The sequence below is a fragment of the Pseudomonas sp. gcc21 genome (genome assembly GCF_012844345.1).
Taxonomy (GTDB): domain Bacteria; phylum Pseudomonadota; class Gammaproteobacteria; order Pseudomonadales; family Pseudomonadaceae; genus Halopseudomonas.
In genome coordinates, this window is the sequence record NZ_CP051625.1 from 1,843,827 (window position 1) to 1,867,894 (window position 24,068).

General features: G+C 58.6%; 19 protein-coding genes. 11 read left to right on the forward strand and 8 right to left on the reverse strand.

The window, feature by feature from the left end:
• The first annotated feature begins 6 nt into the window (after nt 1-6).
• The 11 genes from HG264_RS08565 (at nt 7) to HG264_RS08615 (ending at nt 14,308) form a co-directional block, all read left to right on the forward strand.
• Nucleotides 7-1,827, forward strand: a complete 1,821-nt coding sequence (locus HG264_RS08565; protein WP_256663825.1) for a protein-disulfide reductase DsbD — start codon at nt 7-9, stop codon at nt 1,825-1,827.
• 154 nt (nt 1,828-1,981) lie between these two features.
• Complete coding sequence (aroQ, locus tag HG264_RS08570; RefSeq protein WP_169407269.1) at nt 1,982-2,434, forward strand: type II 3-dehydroquinate dehydratase; 453 nt, start codon at nt 1,982-1,984, stop codon at nt 2,432-2,434.
• A 23-nt stretch (nt 2,435-2,457) separates the two neighbouring features.
• The gene (gene accB, locus HG264_RS08575; RefSeq protein WP_169407270.1) at nt 2,458-2,919 is read left to right on the forward strand and encodes an acetyl-CoA carboxylase biotin carboxyl carrier protein; all 462 of its coding nucleotides are present in this window, start codon (nt 2,458-2,460) and stop codon (nt 2,917-2,919) included.
• 19 nt (nt 2,920-2,938) lie between these two features.
• On the forward strand, nt 2,939-4,279 hold the full coding sequence (gene accC / locus HG264_RS08580) for an acetyl-CoA carboxylase biotin carboxylase subunit (RefSeq protein WP_169407271.1): 1,341 nt from the start codon (nt 2,939-2,941) through the stop codon (nt 4,277-4,279).
• 128 nt (nt 4,280-4,407) lie between these two features.
• Nucleotides 4,408-5,289 carry a 50S ribosomal protein L11 methyltransferase gene (gene prmA, locus HG264_RS08585; protein WP_169407272.1) on the forward strand — a complete coding sequence of 294 codons (882 nt, stop codon included), beginning with the start codon at nt 4,408-4,410 and terminating at the stop codon, nt 5,287-5,289.
• 99 nt (nt 5,290-5,388) lie between these two features.
• Entirely contained in the window at nt 5,389-6,774 is a 1,386-nt protein-coding gene (locus HG264_RS08590; RefSeq protein ID WP_169407273.1) for a DUF3426 domain-containing protein, read from the forward strand.
• Between the two features lie 201 nt (nt 6,775-6,975).
• Entirely contained in the window at nt 6,976-7,962 is a 987-nt protein-coding gene (gene dusB, locus HG264_RS08595) for a tRNA dihydrouridine synthase DusB (protein WP_372240212.1), read from the forward strand.
• 62 nt (nt 7,963-8,024) lie between these two features.
• A complete protein-coding gene (fis, locus tag HG264_RS08600; protein ID WP_150299755.1) occupies nt 8,025-8,285 on the forward strand; it encodes a DNA-binding transcriptional regulator Fis in 261 nt (86 codons plus the stop codon).
• Nucleotides 8,286-8,360: 75 nt separating this feature from the next.
• The gene (gene purH, locus HG264_RS08605) at nt 8,361-9,968 is read left to right on the forward strand and encodes a bifunctional phosphoribosylaminoimidazolecarboxamide formyltransferase/IMP cyclohydrolase (RefSeq protein WP_169407274.1); all 1,608 of its coding nucleotides are present in this window, start codon (nt 8,361-8,363) and stop codon (nt 9,966-9,968) included.
• A gap of 190 nt (nt 9,969-10,158) precedes the next feature.
• Nucleotides 10,159-11,439 (forward strand): phosphoribosylamine--glycine ligase, encoded by a 1,281-nt coding sequence (purD, locus tag HG264_RS08610; protein WP_169407275.1) that lies wholly within the window; start codon nt 10,159-10,161, stop codon nt 11,437-11,439.
• 148 nt (nt 11,440-11,587) lie between these two features.
• Nucleotides 11,588-14,308: a response regulator gene (locus HG264_RS08615; RefSeq protein WP_169407276.1), complete on the forward strand. Its 2,721-nt coding sequence runs from the start codon at nt 11,588-11,590 to the stop codon at nt 14,306-14,308.
• Nucleotides 14,309-14,496: 188 nt separating this feature from the next.
• On the opposite strand, the gene HG264_RS08620 is transcribed toward HG264_RS08615, so the two are convergent.
• The 8 genes from HG264_RS08620 to rnr form a co-directional block, all read right to left on the reverse strand.
• A complete protein-coding gene (locus tag HG264_RS08620; RefSeq protein WP_169409070.1) occupies nt 14,497-16,713 on the reverse strand; it encodes a YgiQ family radical SAM protein in 2,217 nt (738 codons plus the stop codon).
• A 14-nt stretch (nt 16,714-16,727) separates the two neighbouring features.
• Complete coding sequence (gene dnaB / locus HG264_RS08625) at nt 16,728-18,134, reverse strand: replicative DNA helicase (RefSeq protein ID WP_169407277.1); 1,407 nt, start codon at nt 18,132-18,134, stop codon at nt 16,728-16,730.
• Between the two features lie 163 nt (nt 18,135-18,297).
• Nucleotides 18,298-18,744 carry a 50S ribosomal protein L9 gene (rplI, locus tag HG264_RS08630; RefSeq protein WP_169407278.1) on the reverse strand — a complete coding sequence of 149 codons (447 nt, stop codon included), beginning with the start codon at nt 18,742-18,744 and terminating at the stop codon, nt 18,298-18,300.
• Between the two features lie 38 nt (nt 18,745-18,782).
• Complete coding sequence (locus HG264_RS08635) at nt 18,783-19,661, reverse strand: hypothetical protein (RefSeq protein ID WP_169407279.1); 879 nt, start codon at nt 19,659-19,661, stop codon at nt 18,783-18,785.
• A 39-nt stretch (nt 19,662-19,700) separates the two neighbouring features.
• Nucleotides 19,701-19,931 carry a 30S ribosomal protein S18 gene (rpsR, locus tag HG264_RS08640; RefSeq protein WP_150299626.1) on the reverse strand — a complete coding sequence of 77 codons (231 nt, stop codon included), beginning with the start codon at nt 19,929-19,931 and terminating at the stop codon, nt 19,701-19,703.
• 42 nt (nt 19,932-19,973) lie between these two features.
• The gene (gene rpsF / locus HG264_RS08645) at nt 19,974-20,432 is read right to left on the reverse strand and encodes a 30S ribosomal protein S6 (RefSeq protein WP_150299625.1); all 459 of its coding nucleotides are present in this window, start codon (nt 20,430-20,432) and stop codon (nt 19,974-19,976) included.
• Nucleotides 20,433-20,663: 231 nt separating this feature from the next.
• Nucleotides 20,664-21,413, reverse strand: coding sequence for a 23S rRNA (guanosine(2251)-2'-O)-methyltransferase RlmB (gene rlmB / locus HG264_RS08650; RefSeq protein WP_169407280.1), 750 nt, complete (start codon nt 21,411-21,413; stop codon nt 20,664-20,666).
• A gap of 14 nt (nt 21,414-21,427) precedes the next feature.
• On the reverse strand, nt 21,428-24,010 hold the full coding sequence (gene rnr / locus HG264_RS08655; RefSeq protein ID WP_169407281.1) for a ribonuclease R: 2,583 nt from the start codon (nt 24,008-24,010) through the stop codon (nt 21,428-21,430).
• Nucleotides 24,011-24,068: the final 58 nt, after the last annotated feature.

Sequence of the window (24,068 nt, forward strand, 5' to 3'; positions counted from 1 at the left end):
TTACTCATGTTGTTGCGTCGCCTGTTGCTTTTGATTTGCCTGTTAGCCGCTACCACCGCGCAGGGCCAGTTCGCGTCTTCGCCCAGCCAGGGGCTCGGCGGGCTTCTGGACGGCAGCAGTGGGCAGGCGGACTTTCTGCCGGTGCATGAAGCCTTTCGGCCAGGCGTAATCGAAACCACAGATACACAAGTGCGAGTGCAGTTCGATATCGCGCCTGAATACTATCTGTACCGTCACCGCCTCGAGTTCGCACTGCAAGGCGGTGACGGCAGCATTTCTGAAGTGGTGCTGCCGGACGGTGAACCCAAGACCGACGAGTATTTCGGCGACGTTGAGGTGTATTACGACAGACTCGAAGTACTGCTTGAGCTAAGCCCCGGCAGTGAAGTCGACCGTCAGCTGAGGGTCGGCTTCCAGGGCTGCGCGGACGCCGGCCTGTGCTACCCACCGGAAACGGTACTGCTGGAGCTGTACAACGAGGCCAGCGCAGACACCAGCGCTGTCTCCGCAACCAACAGCGCCGCTAGCGGACCAGGCGGCATGCAGGATCTGTTGACCGGCGGCCGCTTCGAACTGGCCTTGCTGCTGTTCTTCATTGCAGGCCTGGGGCTGACTTTCACTCCCTGCGTGCTGCCCATGCTGCCGATCCTGTCCAGCCTGGTGCTGGGACGCAAAGACATAGACCGCACGCGCGCCTTCGTTCTGGCGTTGAGTTATGTGCTTGGCATGGCGATCAGCTTTGCTCTGGTTGGCGCGCTGATTGGTGTGTTTGGCGCTGCGCTGAATATCCAGGCGCGACTCCAGTCGCCCTGGGTACTAGGTCTGTTTGCAGCCTTTTTTGTCATTTTCGCCCTGGCCATGTTTGGTCTGTTCGAGCTGCGCCTTCCGGCACGCATTCGCGAGCCCCTGGAGCGCCTGGGTAGCCGGACACGGGGCGGCTCAATACCCGGGGCAGCCGTGATGGGGGTGCTTTCCACGCTGGTGGTGTCCCCCTGCATTTCTGCACCACTGGCTGGCGCTTTGGTCTATATCAGCGCCACAGGGGATGCAGTGGGTGGAGCTGCGAGCCTGTTCGCCCTCGCGCTAGGCATGGGGCTGCCTCTATTGCTCGTCGCTCTGTTTGGCAGCGCACTGCTGCCCCGTTCCGGCGAATGGCTTAATAGCGTCAAGCAGCTCTTCGGCTTTGGCTTGCTCGGCGTGGCCGTGTGGCTGCTAGAGCGTATCCTTCCGGGTCCTGTCAGCCTGACGCTGTGGGCCGCCCTGACGGCTGGTATCGCCGTGCAACTCGGCCTGTTCGACCGCACGCCGCGCAACGGCATCGGCCGTACTGGCCAGACCCTTGCGCTGCTCGCCGCGTTCTATTCGGCCGCTGCGCTGGTTGGCGCGCTGGCTGGGGGATCTGACCCGCTGCGTCCGCTGCAGCCATTCACGGGTATTTCACAGAGAGCTGTGGCCGAATCAGGCGAATACTTTACGCGAGTTACAGACCAGGCTGACCTGCAACGCCAGCTGAACAACGCGCGCACTAGCGGCCAGCCAGCGGTTGTCGAGGTCTACGCCGACTGGTGCATCAGCTGCAAAGTATTTGAACGCGAGGTGCTCAGCGACCCGCAGGTGCGCAGCGCCCTGGACGGCTTCGCACGGATAAAATTCGATTTGACCGATAACACCGCGGATCAGCGTGCCTGGTTGTCCGCTCAGTCGCTGTTCGGTCCCCCCGCGTTCGTGTTTCTCGATGCGCAGGGACAGCAGGTTTCGGCCGCTCGCATACAGGGTGAGGTCACCCAGGAAGAGTTTCTACAGCGCGTCAGCACTGCCTCCCGTTAATTTTCGGCGTTAACGCTGACATCATGCGGGCATCTGATGTTAACCTTCGGTATTCTGGACAGCACGATCGCATTGCTGCAAAATTCCGGTCTGCTATTGACCGCCCGGTCAGCTCCATTGTCCGGTCAAACAATAAAGTTACTGTGGAAATAACATGGCCAGCATTCTCGTTCTGCATGGACCCAATCTGAATCTCCTTGGCACCCGCGAACCAGGCGTTTACGGGGCTACCACGCTGGAACAGATCAACCAGCACCTTCGCGAGCTAGCCACCGCCGCAGGTCATCATCTGCTGAGCCTGCAGAGCAATGCAGAGCACGAGCTGATCGAACGTATCCATGCTGCACGCGACGAAGCAATTGATTTCATACTGATCAATCCCGCAGCTTTTACTCACACAAGCGTCGCAATACGTGACGCGTTGCTGGCTGTGAGCATCCCATTCATCGAAGTTCACTTATCCAATGTGTACAAACGCGAACCCTTTCGCCGCCATTCCTACCTGTCTGATATCGCCGAAGGCGTTATATGCGGGCTGGGAGCCAAAGGCTACGAACTGGCATTGCAAGCGGCTGTACACCGAATCGAACAATCTGAACGCGACTAATCTGCTCTGGAGCGCACGTATCAATGGATATACGCAAAGTTAAGAAACTCATCGAACTCCTTGAAGAATCCGGCATTGACGAGCTAGAAATTCACGAGGGAGAAGAATCCGTCCGCATCAGCCGCCACAGCAAGCAAGCGGCTGGCCCGCAGCATTATTTCTCAGCCCCGCCGGCTCCGGCACCTGCCGCTCCAGCAGCCGCTCCGGCTGCGCCTGCCGCGCCGGTAGATGTTACCCCCGCCGAACCCGCAGGCCACCTGGTGCGTTCTCCCATGGTCGGCACTTTCTACCGCTCGCCAAATCCGAGCTCTCCGGCGTTCGCCGAGGTCGGTCAATCGGTCAAGGCCGGCGATGTCCTCTGTATCGTCGAGGCCATGAAAATGATGAACCACATCGAAGCCGACAAGAGCGGTGTGATTCAGGCCATCCTGGCGGACAACGGCCAGCCGGTGGAATTCGACCAACCCCTGTTCAGCATCGCCTGAGCCCGGCCCGGAGGCTGCGATGCAAAAAGTACTGATAGCCAACCGTGGTGAAATTGCGTTGCGCGTGATACGCGCCTGCAAGGAACTGGGGTTGAAGACCGTAGCCGTGCACTCCACGGCTGACCGTGAACTCATGCATCTGGCGCTGGCTGACGAGTCCGTATGCATCGGCCCCGCCGTCGCCACCGACTCATATCTGAGTATTCCGGCCATCATCAGCGCCGCAGAAGTCACCGGAGCCGACGGCATTCATCCGGGTTACGGCTTTCTTGCCGAAAACGCTGATTTTGCTGAACAGATCGAGCGTTCCGGCTTCACCTTCATCGGCCCAAGCGCCGAGGTGATTCGCCTGATGGGCGATAAGGTGTCAGCAATCGCCGCGATGAAGAAAACCGGAGTACCCACCGTGCCCGGCTCCGATGGACCATTGCCGGAAGACGAGCAAGAGTGCCTGGCGATCGGGCGTCGCGTCGGGTATCCGGTAATCATCAAGGCCGCCGGTGGCGGCGGCGGGCGCGGAATGCGCGTCGTGCATGAGGAATCCGAGCTGATCAAGTCGATCGGCATGACCCGCAGTGAAGCCGGGGCAGCGTTCGGCAACCCTATGGTCTACATGGAAAAATTCCTGACCAACCCGCGACACGTTGAGGTTCAGGTTATTTCCGACGGCCAGGGTCATGCAGTGCACCTGGGCGACAGGGACTGCTCATTGCAGCGCCGTCACCAGAAAATCATCGAGGAAGCACCCGCTCCGGGCATCGACGAGAAAGCCCGGGCCGAGGTACAGGCTCGCTGTGTACAGGCGTGTATAGATCTGGGTTACCGCGGCGCCGGCACCTTTGAGTTCCTTTACGAGAACGGCGAGTTCTTCTTCATTGAGATGAACACGCGGATTCAGGTGGAACATCCTATCTCCGAAATGGTCACCGGCATTGATATCGTCAAGGAACAGATTCTGGTCGCCTCTGGCGAGCCACTGAGTATTACCCAGGATGACGTGGTTATTCGTGGCCACTCGATCGAATGCCGGATCAATGCCGAGGACCCGAAGACTTTCATGCCCTCCCCGGGCACGGTAACGTTCTTCCACGCACCGGGTGGCAACGGTGTCCGCGTCGACTCGCACCTGTACAGCGGTTACAAGGTTCCGCCGAACTACGATTCATTGGTCGGCAAGCTGATTACCCACGGTGCGACCCGGGACGAAGCCCTGGCCCGCATGCGCAATGCCCTCGATGAGCTGGTGGTTGACGGTATCAAGACCAACACCCCGCTGCACCGCGAGCTGGTGCGCGATCCCGAGTTCTGCAAGGGGGGCGTGAATATTCACTACCTCGAGCATAAACTGGGTATCAGCTGACCACAGCTGCAAGCTGCAAGCTGCAAGCTGCAAGTACGACCCGCCTCGGGGAGCGTTTAACGTTCCCCGTTTTTTCTTATGGCTTTAGGCTTGTAGCTTGCCGCTTGAAGCTTTCCGAAGGAGCCCCCATGCCCTGGTTACAATTGCGCCTCGCCATCAAGCCTGAGCAGGCTGAAACGCTCGAAGACGCCCTGCTCGCTCTGGACGCGGTGTCGGTTACATTCATGGATGCCGAAGACCAACCCATTTTCGAGCCTGACCTGGGCACGACGCCGCTGTGGTCCAACACCCACCTGTTGGCATTATTCGAAGCCGGAACTGACCAGCAGGTACTGATCGACACATTGCAGACACGCTGGACGTCGCCGCTACCTCACTATGAATTCGAGGAAATAGCCGATCAGGACTGGGAACGCAGCTGGATGGATAACTTTCAACCCATGCGTTTTGGCGAGCGCTTATGGATAGTGCCCAGCTGGCACGATGCACCGGAGCCCGATGCCGTCAACCTGCTGCTAGACCCTGGTCTGGCGTTTGGCACCGGCACACACCCCACCACCGCGCTTTGCCTTGAATGGCTCGACGGCACAGCAGTTAAAGGCAAGCGAGTAATCGATTTCGGTTGTGGCTCCGGCATCCTTGCCATTGCCGCGTTATTGCTGGGGGCCGATCACGCCATCGGCACGGATATCGACACCCAGGCGCTGGAAGCGTCACGCGACAACGCGCAACGCAATGGCATACCTGAAGCGTCGCTGGATCTGTTTATGCCAGAAGATTTACCGGCCGAACCTGCCGAAATCGTCGTCGCGAACATACTGGCCGGCCCCCTGGTAAGCCTGGCGCCGCAGCTTTCCAGCCTGGTGAAGCCGGGCGGCCTGATTGCATTGTCCGGCATCCTGGCCGAGCAAGCCGACGATATCATTGCCGCCTATCGGGATACCTTCATACTTGCCCCTGTTGCGGAGCGTGACGGGTGGATCCGCGTTAGTGGCATGCGCCGGTCGTGACAGGGTCGACAGCATAGAGGCACAATAGGCCAGTTGTTGTCTGCCAGCTCACTGCCGGCAAGAAAAACGCGAAAAGGCCGAGAAAGGGATCACAGGTAAATGAGCGCAACGCTGGTCACACAATGTCCTAATTGTCAGACCCGCTTTCGTCTGTCTGAAGAACAGCTGAGCGCGGCGGCAGGGAATGTCCGCTGCGGTGCATGCTTGAAGGTATACAACGCATTAGCGGTGGCGGCCGAACAACAGCAGCAAGCGTTTGGCGAAGAGCCTGCCGCCGCGGCGGAAAAACCTGCTGACTCCGCGCCCCGGCGCAGCGATCCGGATGATTTTCTCATTCATGATGACCTTGATCTCGATGAGCTGGATCTTGAAGCGCTGGGGCTTGATGAATCCTTGATCGATGAGGTCAACCCTCCGCACATCGTCGACATCCCTCTTGAGGAAGTCGTGCCGGTTTCAGTGGTAACCAGTAAGGAATCGAGCCAGCCACCCCGCCGCCGTGACAACTCTACGGACGAAAAGGACGACAAGCCGCGCTACGGCCGCCCACAGGATGAACCCGCCCTGGATCAGGAGCCGGTGGCGGACAAGAACGACGAATCGTTTCCAGCCGATCCCTATTTCGATCTGCATGAGGACATCGTCGACAGTCCAGCTAGCGAACCGGTATCACAACCGGAAGCCGAGCTGGATGACCTTGATGAGTGGGTTGCGCCTTCACTGGAAGCCACCAGGCCGGAGGCTCCCCTGCGCCCGGTAACAGATGAAGAGACTGAACCCAGCATCTTCATGCGCGACCGTCCCGAGTACATCACCCCTAAACTCGCCTGGCATGAGCTTGACGACGAACCCGAGGATCCGCCCATTGAAGCGCCCCCGGCCCGGGTTGAACCGATTGATCGCAAAGCCGCAGCCGCTGAGCCCGAGCCAGAACTGGGCGAACTCGATATTCCGGACATTCATGACGAGCCCATTCTGCTGGCCGAACGGCCGCGACCTGCACGCCGACGTAAACACACTGCACTCTGGACAACCCTTAGCGGCCTGGCCCTGATTGCGCTGGTTGCTCAGTTCGTTTTCTACAACCTGGACGAGCTTGCGCACAATGAGCGCACTCGCCCGATGCTGGAGACGGTGTGTCTGCTGGCCGGGTGTGAACTGCCGGCCCGGGTAGATGTGAGCATGTTACGCAGCAGCAATCTGATGGTACGTCCGCATCCCGAATTCCCTAACGCGTTGGCTGTCGATGTCATTCTCTATAACCGCGCAGATTTTGCGCAGCCCTTCCCGGTATTACGGATGAACTTCACCGATACACATGGACACGAAGTGGCCGCACGTCGCTTCCGTCCTGAGGAATACCTCTCTGGCGAACTGGCTGGTGCCCGACTGATGCCACCCCAGACGCCCATCCACGTTGCGCTCAACATGCTTGACCCGGGCGACGATGCGGTCAGCTACACACTCGGATTCGTAACCCCTTGAAAGCTGAAGCCGAGCGCGCCCCTACCCGGTGCGCCCGGAGCAAACTGCTCGAAAATCAACCAGCGCAGTCTTTATAAGGTCATCCAGAGCGGGTATGATTAGCGCCCTTTCATGCTTCTAACCCTGCCCGGCGGTCCTGAGACGTAACGGCGACTTCAGGGCGTGCCTCGAACCACTGGACAAAACAGGGATGGATCAGCAGTGATCAGTATCGGACCTTACCAATTAGCCAATCGCGTAATTCTTGCCCCCATGGCAGGTGTTACCGATCGCCCGTTCCGCCAGCTTTGCCGGCGGCTGGGCGCGGGCTTGGTAGTGTCCGAAATGGTAACCAGCGATACCCGCCTGTGGAACAGCCGCAAGTCCAGACAGCGTCTGGATCATGCAGGTGAAGCCGAACCCCGCTCGGTTCAGATCGCAGGCGGCGACCCTGAGATGATGGCCGATGCCGCGCGCCAGAATGAACAGATGGGCGCGCAGATTCTCGATATCAACATGGGTTGTCCGGCCAAGAAGGTCTGCAACAAGGCGGCTGGCTCGGCGTTGCTGCGCGACGAGCGGCTGGTAGCCGACATTCTTGAAGCGGTTGTGGGTGCCGTCAGCATTCCGGTCACCCTGAAAATTCGTACGGGCTGGCATCCTGATCACCGCAACGGCGTGGAGATAGCACGCATCGCCGAACAGAGCGGCATTTGTGCGCTGGCAGTTCACGGGCGCACCCGCTCCGATCTGTATCGGGGCGAGGCTGAATACGACACCATTGCCGCTATCAAGCAGGCTATCAGTATCCCGGTATTCGCCAACGGCGATATCGACTCCCCCGTCAAGGCGCGCCAGGTTCTGGACTATACTGGCGCCGATGCGGTGATGATCGGCCGGGCGGCACAGGGCCGGCCTTGGATTTTCCGCGAGATTGACTATTATCTGCGCCATGGCGCTTGCCTCCCAGCCCCGGAGCTGCGCTGGCAGCGAGACATCATGCTTGAACACCTCGACGGTTTGCATGCCTTTTACGGCAGCGAACAGGGGGTGCGCATTGCCCGCAAACATGTGGGCTGGTATTTGCAGACCATGCCTGGCGCGGAAGAATTCCGTCGCACGTTCAACCGGATTGATTGCGCCGTTCAACAACGGCGAGGCATACAAACGTTTTTCAACCGCTTGCAGGAAGGAGACCTGGCGGCATGAACCTGATTAACACATCCCCGATCGACGGAACCCTTCCAGTGAACGAGACCACCGACCCCTCCATGGATTATGTCTCGGAAGACGCAATGCAGCGAGACAAGACCCTGCGTGACAGTGTCGAGCAAGCCCTGCAGAACTATTTCAAGCATTTGGATGGCCAGGACGTGACCAACGTCTACAACATGGTGCTCGCCGAAATCGAAGCACCCTTGCTGGAAAGCGTGATGGAATACGTGAAAGGCAACCAGACCCGCGCCTCCGAAGTGCTCGGCCTGAACCGCGGCACCCTGCGCAAGAAGCTAAAACAGTACGGATTGCTGTAAACCGGGTCATCCGGGAACATTTCCCGCCGATCCGCCGCTCGAACTGATTCCCCTGTAAAACTGACTGGAACCACAATGACCGACCACACTACCCGCCTTCCGGTACGTCGCGCGCTCATCAGCGTGTCGGACAAGACCGGTATCGTTGAATTTGCCCGCGAACTCAGCGCCCTCGGCGTCGAGATCCTGTCCACCGGCGGGACCTTCAAGCTGTTGCGCGAGCAAGGTATCGAGGCGGTAGAAGTCGCCGATTACACGGGTTTCCCGGAAATGATGGATGGCCGGGTAAAGACCCTGCACCCGAAAATCCACGGAGGCATTCTGGGGCGGCGTGATGTTGATGGCGATGTCATGCAACAGCATGGCATCCAGCCCATCGATCTGGTGGCCGTGAACCTGTATCCCTTTGCCGCTACAGTCGCCAAATCCGGTTGCACTCTACCCGATGCCATCGAGAACATCGATATTGGCGGACCCACCATGGTTCGCTCCGCGGCCAAGAACCACAAGGATGTCGCGATCGTGGTAAATGCCAGCGACTACGCTGGCATCCTCGAGTCCCTCAAGGCCGGCGGCTTGAGCTATGCCCAGCGTTTCGATCTGGCACTCAAGGCTTTCGAGCATACTGCGGCCTATGACGGCATGATCGCCAACTATCTCGGCACCATTGATCAGACGCGCGACACCCTGAGCACGGAAGCCCGCACCGCTTTCCCGCGCACCTTCAACAGCCAGTTCCTGAAAGTGCAGGACATGCGCTACGGTGAGAACCCGCATCAGTCAGCGGCCTTCTATCGCGAAGCCCAGCCGGCCGATGCCAGCATTGCCACCGCGGTACAGCTGCAGGGTAAAGAGCTGTCCTACAACAACGTGGCCGATACCGATGCCGCGCTTGAGTGCGTAAAGAGCTTCACCAAGCCAGCCTGTGTCATCGTCAAGCATGCCAACCCTTGCGGCGTCGCTGTGGTGCCTGATGGCGAGGGTGGCATCCGTCAGGCCTATGAACTGGCCTATGCGACTGACAGCGAATCGGCGTTCGGCGGCATCATCGCCTTCAACCGCGAGCTCGATGGCGAGACGGCCAAGGCTATTGTCGAGCGGCAGTTTGTCGAAGTGATCATTGCGCCTCGCATCAGCGCCGCCGCCCGTCAAGTGGTGAGCGCCAAAGCCAATGTACGCCTGCTCGAATGTGGCGAGTGGACGGCGGAACAGCTGGCCGATTGGGATTACAAGCGTGTCAACGGTGGACTGCTGGTGCAAAGCCGCGACACCGGCATGATCACCGAGGCAGACCTCAAGATCGTGACCAAACGCGCCCCGACCGAACAGGAGATCCACGATCTGGTCTTCGCCTGGAAAGTCGCCAAGTTCGTCAAATCCAACGCTATCGTCTACGCCAGCAAGCGACAGACGATCGGGGTCGGCGCAGGTCAGATGAGCCGTGTCAATTCTGCCCGTATCGCTGCAATCAAGGCAGAACACGCCGGCTTGCAGGTTGCAGGCGCGGTAATGGCCTCTGATGCCTTCTTCCCCTTCCGCGATGGGATCGACAACGCCGCCAAGGCAGGCATCCGTGCTGTGATTCAGCCGGGCGGTTCAATGCGTGACGCTGAAGTTATCGCCGCAGCTGATGAGACTGACATTGCCATGGTGTTTACCGGTATGCGCCACTTCAGACACTGAAAATAGATAACGGTCACGCTGAAGCCGGCATCTGCTGCGTTGTCCGTGACTTCGCCAATGTTCATTGCCACCGGGCAACTGCGCTTGTCGAAGCCCCAGACGCCTTGCATATACCAGCTTGATCGCGACCTCTTTCCGAGAGGTCGTCAGGGCTAAAACCCTGAATGAATTACTCTTTGAGGAGTGTTGGATGAACATTTTGATCATTGGCAGTGGTGGGCGCGAGCACGCACTGGCGTGGAAAGCGGCCCAGGATGAGCGGGTCGAAAAGGTCTTCGTTGCACCCGGCAATGCCGGAACGGCCACTGAAGCAAAATGCGAGAACGTTGCGATCGATGTACTGGAGCTCGACCGTCTGGCGGATTTTGCCGCGGCGAACGTAGCGCTGACCATTGTGGGTCCGGAAGCGCCACTGGTGGCCGGGGTAGTTGACCTGTTCCGCGAACGCGGCCTGAAATGCTTCGGCCCTACCGCTGGCGCAGCCCAGCTTGAAGGCTCCAAAGCCTTCACCAAGGACTTTCTGGCTCGGCACCAGATTCCAACAGCTGGCTACCGGAATTTCACCGAAGTCGAACCGGCGCTTGCCTATCTTCGCCAGCAAGGTGCGCCCATTGTGATCAAGGCGGACGGCCTGGCCGCCGGCAAGGGCGTGATCGTTGCCACCACACTCGAAGAGGCTGAAGCGGCGGTACGCGACATGCTGGCCGGGAATGCATTCGGTGACGCGGGGTCACGCGTGGTTATCGAAGAGTTTCTCGACGGCGAAGAAGCCAGCTTTATCGTCATGGTCGACGGTGAGCATGTACTGGCCATGGCAACCAGCCAGGATCACAAGCGCGTCGGCGATGGCGATACCGGACCAAACACCGGGGGCATGGGCGCTTATTCCCCGGCACCGGTGGTTACCCAGACCGTTCATCAACGCGTCATGGATGAAGTCATCTGGCCGACCGTCAAAGGCATGGCCGCTGAAGGCAACACCTATACCGGTTTCCTGTATGCCGGCCTGATGATTGACCAGGCAGGCAATCCAAAGGTAATCGAATTCAACTGCCGCTTCGGCGACCCGGAAACTCAACCGATCATGCTGCGCCTGCAATCGAGCCTGGTGGCGCTGATCGAAGCGGCACTTTCCGGCGAGCTTGATCAGATCGAGGCCCGGTGGGATCCCAGACCCAGTCTCGGCGTTGTATTAGCCGCTGGTGGCTACCCTGGCGCTTACGCCAAAGGTTCAGTCATCAAAGGGCTACAGGGGGCCCCAGAAAGCGATGGAAAGATCTTCCACGCCGGAACCGTCCTGAACGGTGAGCAGGTAGTGACTCAGGGTGGCCGTGTTCTTTGTGCAACTGCGCTAGGCGAAGATATTGCCACCGCTCAACGCAATGCCTACGCGCTGGCAAAACGGGTCGACTGGGACGGCTGTTTCTACCGCAAGGATATCGGCTATCGAGCGATCGCACGGGAAAGCTGATCGGCAAAAACGCTACGCAGTCGATCAATAGGCATCCACTGTAGCTGGTCGGAAGGAATAGCAGAACAGCAAGCAACTGCTCTACGCTGGGCTATACTGACCGACCGCGGTCATCACCGCTTGTAAAGTCATGGATAGGACGAACGTTGTGAAGCGAGCCCGTTGGCTTCTGTTTGGCAGTCTGTTGAGCCTTTTACTGGTGCTTTCCCCCGCTGTGGTCGGAGAAGTACCTGACTCCCAGTATCGGTTGTTCGTCGATACCAGCGGGCGCCTGGAGCTCGAGGACATCCTCTCCAACCGATACGCCAACCGCTTCGTTCCGGGCTACGAAGGCACTCTGACGCTGCCAGGAGCCCAGGCAGCGCTCTGGGTGCGGATACCTATCCCCGGCGAGACCCTGCTGTTTCTGGAGTTGGATAATCCGGTAATCAATCAGCTGCAGGTTTTTGTGCTGGAAGGCGAAACGGTCAAGCTCAGCTATCCGGCTGGCCCCTCGTCTACAGCTCTGATCTCCATGCCCTATCCTGGAGTTGTGCTGCCGCTATCCACTGCAGACATTGCCGAACCTGTTCTGTACGTTCGGTTACAACATCAACACGCGCTCAAAACCGATCTGAAGCTTACAGCACCCCGCACGGCGGTGCTCGGGCATGGTCAATATCAAGCGTTTCAGGGGTTGCTCGCAGGGCTATTCCTGGCCCTGGTCTTACACGGATTCCTGCAGGGCTGGATCGGACGCCACCGGCCGCACCGCTGGTTGGCACTGGCCAGCCTGATGCTCGGTCTGAGCTGTCTGACCAATATCAGCTGGTTTATCAGCCGGCTGCCTGATATGCATGAGCGGGCCGGCGACCTGCTCGCGCTGGCAGCCTATCCGGCTATCGCAATGATGCTGTTCAAGGTCACTCGCATACGCCAGCGGCCGCTTCTATGGCTCCTTTTGACCGGTTTCGGTCTGGCGGTGCTGGCCGCCGTTTTCTATCCGATCAGATTTGGTTTATTGCAGGGACTTATTCAGTCGGGCGTGCCGCTGGCCGCATTGGTCATCAGCCTTTATCTGCGTTATTCGGGCCTGCGCATCAGCCGCCCGATGCTGGCAGGGCACCTGTTGCTCCTGACCGGCTGGCTTGTCGTTCCCCTCGCCTCCTGGGATTTATTCAGCGAAAGTCTGCCGGACTTGCTCATATGGAGCAGCCTGGTGTGCTATGCGTGGGGCTTGCACCTGCGCTATCAGAAAGTCGTGGCGGCTCATCTCAATCGTCGCAATATCGACGCTTCGAAGCAGGCTGAACGTCGCACCAAGGCAGAGCTGCTCGCGCGGCTCAGCCACGAAATCCGGACACCCATGAATGGCGTATTGGGTATGACTGAGCTGCTGCTGGACACGGCACTGTCGGCCAAACAGCGTGATTATGCCCAGACGATTCACGGCTCGGGTACGGACCTGCTCAATCTCATCAACGAAATTCTGGATATATCGCAGCTTGAGTCAGGCCAGCTGTCACTCGAAAAAGTCCAGTTTGATCTCCACTCGTTGATCAATGACTGCCTGGATATCCTTCGAAGCCGTGCCGAGAGCCAGGGTATCGAGCTGGTGAGCTTCGTGCACCCGGATGTACCGCGCACCATGGAGGGTGACCCCACCCGTCTGCGGCAGATACTCATGAACCTGCTGGCTAACTCCCTGCGCCATACCACGCATGGAGAAATCCTTTTGGTCGTCGGGCGCGAAGCCGATGAGAACGAAAGAAGCGTATTGAGAATTGCCGTGCTGGACACCGGTAACGGCATGCCTCAGGAGGCGCTCGACAGCTTGCTGGATAACGACATCAGTGCCGCCAGACTGCTGGAACAGACTGACAACAGTTATCTGGGGCTAGCAGTTACCAGACAGCTGGTAGCCATGATGAACGGCCGTCTCGGCGTTCACCACTCTACCGCCCAGGGCACCACCGTCTGGCTTACCTTCCCCGCCGAAGTCCTACCGCAGGCCAACGAGCTCGATCCTGAGGGGCTGTGTCTGGCAGACCGCTCTGTGCTGATCGTTGACGACAACGCCACCTGCCGCAAGGTCATTCAACAACAGACAGCAGCCTGGGGCATGCAGGCCCAGACTGCCGCCAACGGCAAGGAAGCGCTCGCCATGCTGCGCACCCAGGCGAATCTGGGCATGCCCTATGACTTCTTGCTTGTGGACCACTCCATGCCCGGAATGACGGGGCTGGAGCTTGCCAGCCGCGTCCACGGAGAATTCACAACCGACACAGACCTCATCGTCGTCATGCTGACCGGTGTCAACCAGACGCCCAGCCGCGTTGCGGCGCGCAACGCGGGTATCCGCCGTACACTGACCAAACCAGTAGCCGGTTACACGCTCAAGGCCACCTTGATTGATGAATGGATACACGCACGCCGGGGAGACGCCGCATCCGCAGAGGCATCTGGCGAACTGCAACAGAAGAGCCAAAGCCGAGTGTTGGTGGCCGAAGACAACGTGGTATCAACCAAGGTCATCCGGGGCATGCTGTCCAAACTCAAAATGGAAGTCGATACCGTTCCCAATGGTCGCGACGCCGTAAGTGCGGTACGCACAGGCGATTACGATCTGGTACTGATGGACTGCGAAATGCCCGAGCTGGACGGCTACGCGGCCACCAGCCAGATCCGGGAATGGGAGCGGAAGAATAACCGTGTCGGCGTACCCATCATCGCTCTGACCGCTCACATCCTCCCGGAACACCAGGAAAAAGCCCGGCGCGCAGGTATGAGCGGCCATATGGCCAAACCCGTTAATCTGGCGGAACTCAAGGAACAACTGGACCTCTGGATCCAGCGTCGCAGTGAACGCGGCGCGGCAGCCAGAAGCTAGGCTCTTCCTGAGGCGGGATGCGCTGGGAGCCGCTCAGACTTCAACCGCGATGCCAGACGACGCCGCGGCAAAAGTAGCGAGCAAATGGTGCAATACGTTGACTGTCGACATGGATCGCCCTCCGTTTGAAAAGAGCTTAAACGGGGGCGAAGGGCTGCGCTAATAGGCAGTTACGATTGTCGTCATAGTTATCTTCCGACCGGCCGGCTGGCTCCCCTGCCCTTGATCTTTCCGCCTCCGCTTTTGCGTGCGCTTCCGTTGTCGCGTGGCGGCAATCCGGTATGCTGCGTCAGAATACGACCGGCTTTCTTGCTACCTGGTGGCGTCGAGTTTTTACGTCGAGCGCTCTGGTAGCCTTCCAGTGCGGGCTGATAGGTCGGAATCAGATGCTGCTTGCTGTTACCAATCAGATCCGTACGTCCCATTGCGGTCAATGCATCGCGTAACAAAGGCCAGTTCTTCGGGTCGTGATAACGCAGAAATGCCTTGTGTAATCGACGCTGCCGCTCTCCCTTGACGATGGTGACCGCCTCACTTTTATAACTGATCTTGCGCAACGGATTCTTGCCCGAGTGATACATGGCCGTCGCAGTCGCCATCGGCGATGGGTAGAAGGCCTGGACCTGATCGGCGCGAAATCCGTTGCGCTTGAGCCACAGCGCCAGATTCATCATGTCTTCATCGGTGGTACCCGGGTGGGCCGCGATGAAATACGGAATCAGATACTGCTCCTTGCCTGCTTCCTTGGTGTACTTTTCGAACATCTGCTTGAAGCGGTCATAGGAGCCGATTCCCGGCTTCATCATCTGATTAAGCGGGCCCTCTTCCGTGTGCTCGGGCGCAATTTTCAGGTAGCCGCCTACGTGATGCGTGACCAGCTCTTTTACGTATTCGGGCGACAATACGGCAAGGTCATAGCGCAGCCCGGAAGCAATCAATACCTTCTTTATCCCAGGCAGCTCACGCGCCTTGCGGTACAGTCCGATCAGAGATGAATGATCCGTCTGCAAGTTGCTGCACACACCGGGGAAGACGCACGACGGCTTGCGGCAGGACGCCTCGATTTCCGGCGTTCTACAGGCAAGCCGATACATGTTTGCGGTGGGCCCGCCTAGGTCCGAGATGACCCCGGTGAAACCCGGCACCTTGTCCCGGATCTCCTCGATTTCACGAACAATCGAATCATGCGAGCGATTCTGAATGATCCGCCCCTCATGCTCGGTGATGGAGCAGAAGGTACAGCCACCAAAACACCCTCGCATGATGTTTACCGAGAATCTGATCATGTCATAGGCAGGAATTTTCGCATCGCCGTAGACCGGGTGAGGCACACGGGCATACGGCAGATCGAAAACATAGTCCATCTCTTCGGTATCCAGCGGGATCGGCGGCGGGTTGAACCACACGTCCTTCTCGCCATCACGTTGAACCAGTGCACGTGCGTTACCCGGGTTGGTTTCCAGGTGCAACACACGGTTCGCGTGGGCGTATAGCACCGGATCGTTCCTGACCTTCTCGAATGAAGGCAAGCGGATCACGGTCCGGTCACGTTGCACTCCCGGGTTCGGCAGCAGGTGCACAACCTGCGCATCAGGCGCCAACTCTTCAGGTCCCTTCGCCTGCTCCACGGCGCAGGCACTACTGTCCTGCGTATTGACGTAAGGATTGATGATCTTGTCGATTCTTCCGGGTCGATCTACACGGGTCGAGTCGAGCTCATACCACCCTGCAGGCGTGTCCTTGCGAACAAAGGCAGTGCCCCGTATGTCAGTCATCGACTGCACACTCTCTCCACGACTGATGCGCTGCGCCACTTCGACAATCGCACGTTCGGCGTTGCCGTAAAGCAATATATCGGCCTTGGAGTCAAGCAGCAGAGAGTGGCGGACCTTGTCCTGCCAATAATCGTAATGGGCGATACGCCGCAGCGACGCCTCGATACCGCCCAACACAATGGGCACGTCCTTGAACGCTTCCCGGCAACGCTGACTGTATACCGCGCTGGCACGGTCCGGGCGCTTGCCCGCCTTGCCACCCGCCGTGTAGGCGTCATCCGAGCGGATTTTGCGGTCCGCTGTATAGCGGTTGATCATTGAATCCATGTTGCCCGCCGCCACACCAAAGAACAGGTTAGGCTTGTCCAGTCTCATGAAATCGTTCTTGCTGTGCCAGTCAGGCTGGCTGATGATGCCCACGCGAAAGCCCTGGGCCTCCAACAGACGGCCAATGATAGCCATGCCGAACGAAGGATGATCGACATAGGCGTCACCTGTCACGATGATGACATCGCAGCTATCCCAGCCAAGCAGATCCATCTCCTCCCGACTCATAGGCAGGAAGGGCGCCGGACCAAAACACTCGGCCCAGTACTTCGGATAATCAAAAAGCGGCGTGGCAGCCGGCATGCTGAGAGCCATATCTACTCCATATCCCCGTAGCCGGAATAGGAACCGGGCGCCAGGTTTTCAAATCGGGTGAACTTGCCTAAAAACGCCAGGCGTGAGGTACCAATCGGGCCGTTACGTTGTTTGCCGATAATGATTTCGGCTATGCCCTTGTCCTGCGAATCCTGGTGATAAACCTCGTCGCGGTAGACAAACATGATGACATCGGCGTCCTGCTCGATCGCTCCGGACTCACGCAGATCCGAGTTGATAGGACGTTTGTTGGGACGCTGCTCAAGCGAACGGTTGAGCTGGGACAGGGCTACGACCGGCGCGTTGAACTCCTTCGCCAACGCTTTCAACGAGCGGGAGATTTCCGAGATTTCGTTGGTACGGTTTTCCGAGCCGGTACCGCCTACCCGCATTAGCTGCAGGTAATCGATCATGATCAATGCGAGATCACCGTGCTCGCGCACCACACGCCGGGCCCGCGCCCGCATTTCGGTGGGCGACAGTCCGGCCGTGTCATCAATGAAAAGCTTGCGGTCATTCAACAGGTTCACCGCGGAAGTCAGCCGAGGCCAGTCCTCGTCCTCCAGCCGACCGGAACGTACCTTGGTCTGGTCGATCCGGCCCAACGAGGACAGCATACGCATGATCAGCGAATCGCCCGGCATCTCCAACGAGAACACCAGAACCGCCTTCTCGCTGCGCAGGACGGCATTTTCGACCAAATTCATGGCGAAGGTGGTCTTACCCATAGAGGGTCGTCCGGCCACGATGATCAAGTCCGCTGGTTGCAGGCCAGACGTCATCTCGTCCAGATCGGTAAAGCCGGTCGACAGGCCGGTGATGGCGCCATCGCTGTTGAAAAGCGTATCGATACGATCAATCGCTTTTGTCAGCAGCGTATTCACCGACTCAGGACCACCGGTCTTGGGCCGGCTTTCGGCGATGGCGAATATTTTACGCTCAGCATCATCCAGCACTTCAGCCGCTTGCATGCCCTTCGGATTGAACGCCGTATCGGCAATTTCCGAGCTGATGCTGATCAATTGCCTCAGCGTCGCACGCTCACGAATGATCTGCGCATAGGCACTGATGTTGGCAGCCGAGGGCGTGTTTTTCGCCAACTGGCCAAGATAAGCCAGGCCGCCAACCTGATCCGCAAGTCCTTCGCGGTCCAGATCTTCCGCCAGGGTCACAACGTCGAATGGCTGGTTACGGGCAGCCAGCCGCACCATGGCCCGGAAAATCAGGCGATGATCATGTCGGTAAAAATCAGTCTCGCTGACCAGTTCCGAGATCCGTTCCCACGCAGTGTTCTCGAGCATTACACCGCCCAGCACCGCCTGTTCCGCCTCTATAGAATGAGGGGGGATCTTCAACGCAGTGGTTTGCAGGTCGAGTTCAGCGGTATCGCTATAGACAGAATCATTCATGGGCAAGGGCTCAAAACGGCGAAGACAGAAAAGACAACACGGCGCATGTCTGTGACATGCGCCGTGTTGGTAAGTCTAACTGCAAAGCTGCGTCAGATCATCAGCGGCACAATCGGCTGCACAACGATGATGTAAAGCAGCTCGGCAGTCCGGGAAGGTCCCGTTAGCCGGCAACGACTTCCAGCTTGACCGTTGTTTCGACATCAGTGTGCAGGTGCACAGCGATATCAAAGGTGCCGACGTTACGCAGCGGGCCTTCTGGCAAGCGAACTTCGCTTTTCTCGATTTCGACGCCAGCGGCGGTCACGGCATCAGCGATGTCGCGGGTACCGATAGAACCAAACAGCTTGCCTTCTTCGCCAGCGTTGGCCGTGATGGTCACGGTCAGCTCTGCCAGTTTCTCGGCGCGCGCGTCAGCTTCAGCTTTACGCTCGGCAGCGATCTTTTCCAGTTCGGCGCGACGCGCTTCAAAGGCTTCGATGTTAGCGGCATTAGCCGGGGTTGCCTTACCGAACGGCAACAGGAAATTGCGAGCGTAACCTGCTTTAACAGCGACCTTGTCGCCCAGATTACCCAGATTCGCGATCTTTTCGAGCAGGATAACTTCCATAACGATGACCTCTTGAAATTCAACCTTGGCTGTTCAACTCAATCCCCTGCCGGGCCGTCAGGCGCCTGCAGGCGGGAGCGAAAATCGAACAAGCTATCAACAAACGCTAAAAACATAATCAGGGGGTAAACGAACTGGGCGACGAAAACGAACATCGCGTACAGCCCCACCAGCCAGACAGTACCCAGTTTCTTGATCCCAACCACACCGTGCATCAGTGCCAGACCGGCCAGCAGCAAAGGAATGCTGGCTACCGGCGCAACAATGGCCAACGCAGGCCACTGCGGTCCCAGAACGGTCAACACCAACAATGCGATGGCAACCCATGGGGACAACCGCAGCCGGTGGAACTCGTCGCGAAACCCGCCCGGATTGTACAGCCGCGCCTGCCAGGATCTGCCAATCATCAGACTGACCAATGCCATGACCGCATGTACCGCACCCATCAGCCCTGCGAGCACCGGAACCAGAAGCGCCTCGAGATGAGCCATACCAGCCTCATCAAGCGATCCGTTCATTCCCGCCAGCATCTCGGGCAACATCTCCCGAATCTGCGCGGCGAGAGCCGCCAACGGCTCATTGAGTACCGTCTGCAGCACTACGGAAAAAAGCACCCCCAGGGGGACTGCCGCCAGCACCACCACAGCCCAGTCGTTACGTTGCCGTAACAATACCGCGAGTGATGCGCTTCCTGACATCACCAGCAAGGGAGCTAAATCACCCATTGCTGCCCATGCCAGAGCCGGCAAAATGCCCCATATCAATACAGACAGGGCGTCATTCAAACCGCGGCGCAGGATAACCAGCGCCAGGGCTGCGGCACTGAACCAGAACAGCAGCGGTATTGCGGCGGTTACAGCCACCACCAAAGTGGCCTGCTTGCTACCACGCATGATGTATTCAGCCAGACCGCGCATGCTGATTCAGTACCCCTGATTACATGTTTTCAGCTCTGATCAACGACCGTGACTGTCGGTAAACGGCAGCAGGGCGAGATAACGGGCGCGCTTGATGGCAACAGCCAACTGACGCTGGTATCTGGCCTTGGTACCGGTTATACGGCTAGGTACGATCTTGCCGGTTTCAGTGACATAGGCCTTCAGGGTGTTGAGATCTTTGTAGTCGATCTCTTTTACGTTTTCTGCAGTGAAACGGCAGAACTTTCTACGACGGAAAAAACGTGCCATGGCAGCGTCTCCTTGGAATCTGAAATTGGGACCGAAAAGAAATTACTCGTCGTCACCGTCATCGGTGTCGCGGCTTTCATTATCAGCGTTACGATCGTCCGACTCGTTGTCGTCACGACGCTCACGACGCTCACCGCGATCGCCACGATCACTGCGCTCCCCACGATCACCGCCACGCGTATCTTCGGGCTTCATCATGTCGGACTGTTCGGTAACGGCCTCGTCACGACGGATAACCATGTTACGAATCACGGCGTCGTTGTAACGGAAGTTCTCGGTCAGCTCATCCAGTGCCTTGGCGCTGCACTCAACGTTCATCAGGATGTAATGGGCTTTGTGGATCTTGTCGATTGGGTAAGCCAGTTGACGGCGGCCCCAGTCTTCCAGGCGGTGAATCTTGCCACCGTCTTCTTCGATCAGCTTGGTGTAACGCTCGACCATCGCGTTAACCTGCTCGCTCTGATCCGGATGAACCAGAAATACGATTTCGTAATGACGCATTGGTGCTCCTTACGGGTTGTAGCCAGCCACCCAAATGGTCTGGCAAGGAGTAGAACTCTAGTTTGGGGCGGCTATTCTAGGGAAGGCAGAGGGAAGTAGCAAGGGGAACGCAGCGGGCGGCGCGAAGCTGCAAGGAAAGCCATACGCCGAAGGGTGTCGGGTGATACTGACCAGGCATCCTCAGAACCCGACGCCTCCCCGCAGGGAGTCTGGTCGGGCGTTGATGAACATCTAGCTTGCCTGCGCTCTCTGTCGTACGGCCTCGAACAGGCAGACGCCAGCAGCGACCGAGACGTTCAGGCTGCTGACTGCACCCGCCATCGGCAGCTTGGCCAGGTAATCGCAATGTTCGCGGGTGAGGCGGCGCATGCCGCTGCCTTCAGCGCCCATGACGATCACACTGGGAACCTTCAGATCGACCTGGTACAGCAGTTGCTCGGCCTCCCCTGCAGCACCCACCACCCACAGACCACGCTGCTGCAACTGCTTCAAGGTGCGTGCAAGATTCGTCACTGCCACCAGCGGAACCGTTTCAGCCGCGCCACACGCCACCTTGCGCACGGTCGGTGACAAACTGGCTGAGCGATCTCGCGGAATGATCACGGCGTGCGCGCCCGCCGCATCGGCGCTGCGCAGACATGCACCAAGGTTATGCGGATCGGTCACCCCGTCAAGAACGAGCAATAGCGGCACCCCTTCGAGCGCATCCAGCATGTGCCCAAGCATCTCCTCGGACCACAGCTGACTGGGGGTCACGGCCGCAATCACACCCTGGTGCACGCCGCCATCGGCCAGTTTGTCCAGCTCGTCCGACGGGACATGCTGCACAGCCACTTTCTGCTGCTGCGCAAGATCCAGCACTTCCTGCATGCGGGAATCGATCCGGCCGCGCACCAGATGCAACTGCTTAACCCGTTTTGGTGCGTGCTGCAGCATTGCGCTTACCGCATGCAGCCCATACACGTATTCCTTATCGCTCATTCGCTATCTAACCTTTACTCTGGCCGGGCCTTGCGCTTACGCGGCGGACGCACACTCTGCGGGGCGGATGCAGGCTTGCTCTCACCCTTGCTGCGAACGGATTTACGCTCGGCCGCACGCGCGGCGCGCTTCTCCGGTGCACGTGGTGCTTTTGACTTGCCGCCCTTGTCACGGGGTTTGCCATTACTCGCAGCAGCGCCTTTAGCATCCTTCATCAGCTTGCTACGTGCTGCCCGACTCGCTTGCACATCAGCGCCGCCAACCGTTGCCGGCTGATCCTTGGCCATTTCGAAATCGATCTTGCGGTCATCCAGGTCCACGCGGGCAACCTGTACGCGGACAGAGTCCCCGAGACGGAATGTTCTACCCGAGCGCTCCCCCGTTAGACGATGGTGCACCGCATCAAAATTGTAATAGTCGGCCGGCAGTGCAGTTATGTGCACCAGACCCTCGACATAGAAATCGGTCAGCTCCACGAACAGACCGAAGCCAGTGACAGCGGTGACCAGCCCGTCGAAGCTATCGCCTACCCGGTCCTGCATGAACTCGCACTTGAGCCAGCTGACCACATCGCGGGTCGCCTCGTCCGCACGCCGCTCGTTCTGCGAGCACTGCTCGCCAAGTTGCTCCAATGCCTGATGGTCATAGGGATAAATCGCAGCTTTGGCCACAGCCGGCGCACCGCAGCGCTTGACCCGGTCGGTTTTCTTGCGTGAACGCACCACACTCCGGATTGCACGGTGAACCAACAGGTCGGGATAACGGCGAATCGGCGAAGTGAAGTGCGTGTACGCCTCGTAGTTCAAACCGAAATGTCCGGCATTATTCGGGCTGTACACAGCCTGACTGAGCGACCGCAGCATCACGGTCTGAATCAGCTGCGCATCCGGACGGCCTTGCACTTTCTGTAACACAGCACTGTAGTCTTCCGGCGTCGGATCAGCATTCTTGCGGCTCAATGTAATACCCATTGATGCCAGAAACTCGCGCAGCCGTTCAATCTTCTCGGGTTTCGGTGAATCGTGAACCCGATACAAGGAAGGTACTTCCAACTCTTGCATAAAGCGCGCAGTGGCCACGTTAGCGCACAACATGCTCTCTTCGACTATTTTGTGCGCATCGTTACGCGTGGTTGGCCGAATCTCCGCTATCTTGCGATTCTCGCCAAAAATGATGCGCGTTTCGGTTGTTTCGAAATCGATAGCCCCACGCCCCTGCCTCGCCTTGGCCAGCGCCTTGTATAGGTCATACAGGTTTTTCAGGTGTGGCAGCACTTCAGCGTATTCCTCGCTTAGCGCCCTGCCCTCCTTGCTTCGAGGATGCTCCAGCATCGAGGAGACCTTGTTGTAGGTCAGCCGGGCATGGGAGTGAATGACGGCTTCGTAGAATTGAAAGTCTGTCAGCTCGCCGCTCTTCGATACCGTCATCTCGCACACCATGGCGAGACGGTCGACGTTCGGCATCAATGAACAGAGACCATTCGAGATAGCCTCCGGCAGCATGGGAATTACTTCGCTGGGGAAATACACGGAGGTACCACGTAGCTCAGCCTCCTGGTCCAGCGCCGACCCGAGCGGTACGTAGTGAGATACGTCAGCGATCGCGACGTAAAGCTTCCAGCCCCCGGAGAACAACCTCCAGCCACTAGCCTTGTACGGCTCGGCATAGATGGCGTCATCGAAGTCACGGGCATCCTCGCCGTCGATGGTTACCAGCGGCAGATGCCTGAGATCCACGCGTTTCTGCTTGTCTTTCTCGGCAACGGTGTCGCTGAGGCTTTCTGCCTCATCCAGTACAGCCTGCGGCCACACACTCGGGATGTCGTAGCTACGCAGCGCCACTTCAACTTCAACGCCAGGCGCCATGTAATCGCCAACCACTTCGATGATCTCGCCCTGCGCCTGACGATGAATCGCCGGCCATTGGGTGATGCGCACCTCGGCGTACTGACCATGCTCCGCGCCACCATCCAGGCCCGGCGGAATCAGCACTTCCTGGTTGATCTTGGCATTATCAGCCACCACATAGCCGATGCCGTTCTCGACGTAATAACGGCCGACCAGCACTTCATGGGCGCGCTCGATGACTTCGACGATGGCACCTTCGCTACGGCCACGACGGTCAACGCCGGTAACCCGCGCAAGTGCCCGATCTCCATCGAACACCAGACGCATCTGTGCGGGCCCAAGGAACAGGTCATCACCACCATCTTCCGGTACCAGGAAGCCAAAACCGTCGCGGTGACCCTGTACGCGGCCGCGGATCAGGTCCAGCTTGTCCACCGGCGCATACGCGCCCCGGCGCGTATAGATCAGCTGGCCATCACGCTCCATGGCGCGCAGCCGGCGGCGCAACGCCTCAATGGCATCTTCATCGTCCAGCCCGAATTCCTGTTGCAACTGCGCGCGGGTCGCAGGCGCTCCGCGCTCTTCCAATAACTGAAGAATCAGTTCGCGGCTCGGTATCGGGTTGTCATATTTCTCGGCTTCGCGCTGTGCTGCGGGATCCTGATTGATCCAATCGGTGGGTCCGGAGCCCGAACGTGAAGCAGTGCCCGGCAAGGAAGCCGGGTCTTGGGGTTTGGTCTTTTTAGTCATAGGCACCTATTGAACCGCGAATCGGCTTCACATGCACCTGTTTCCGTCGATCTACAAT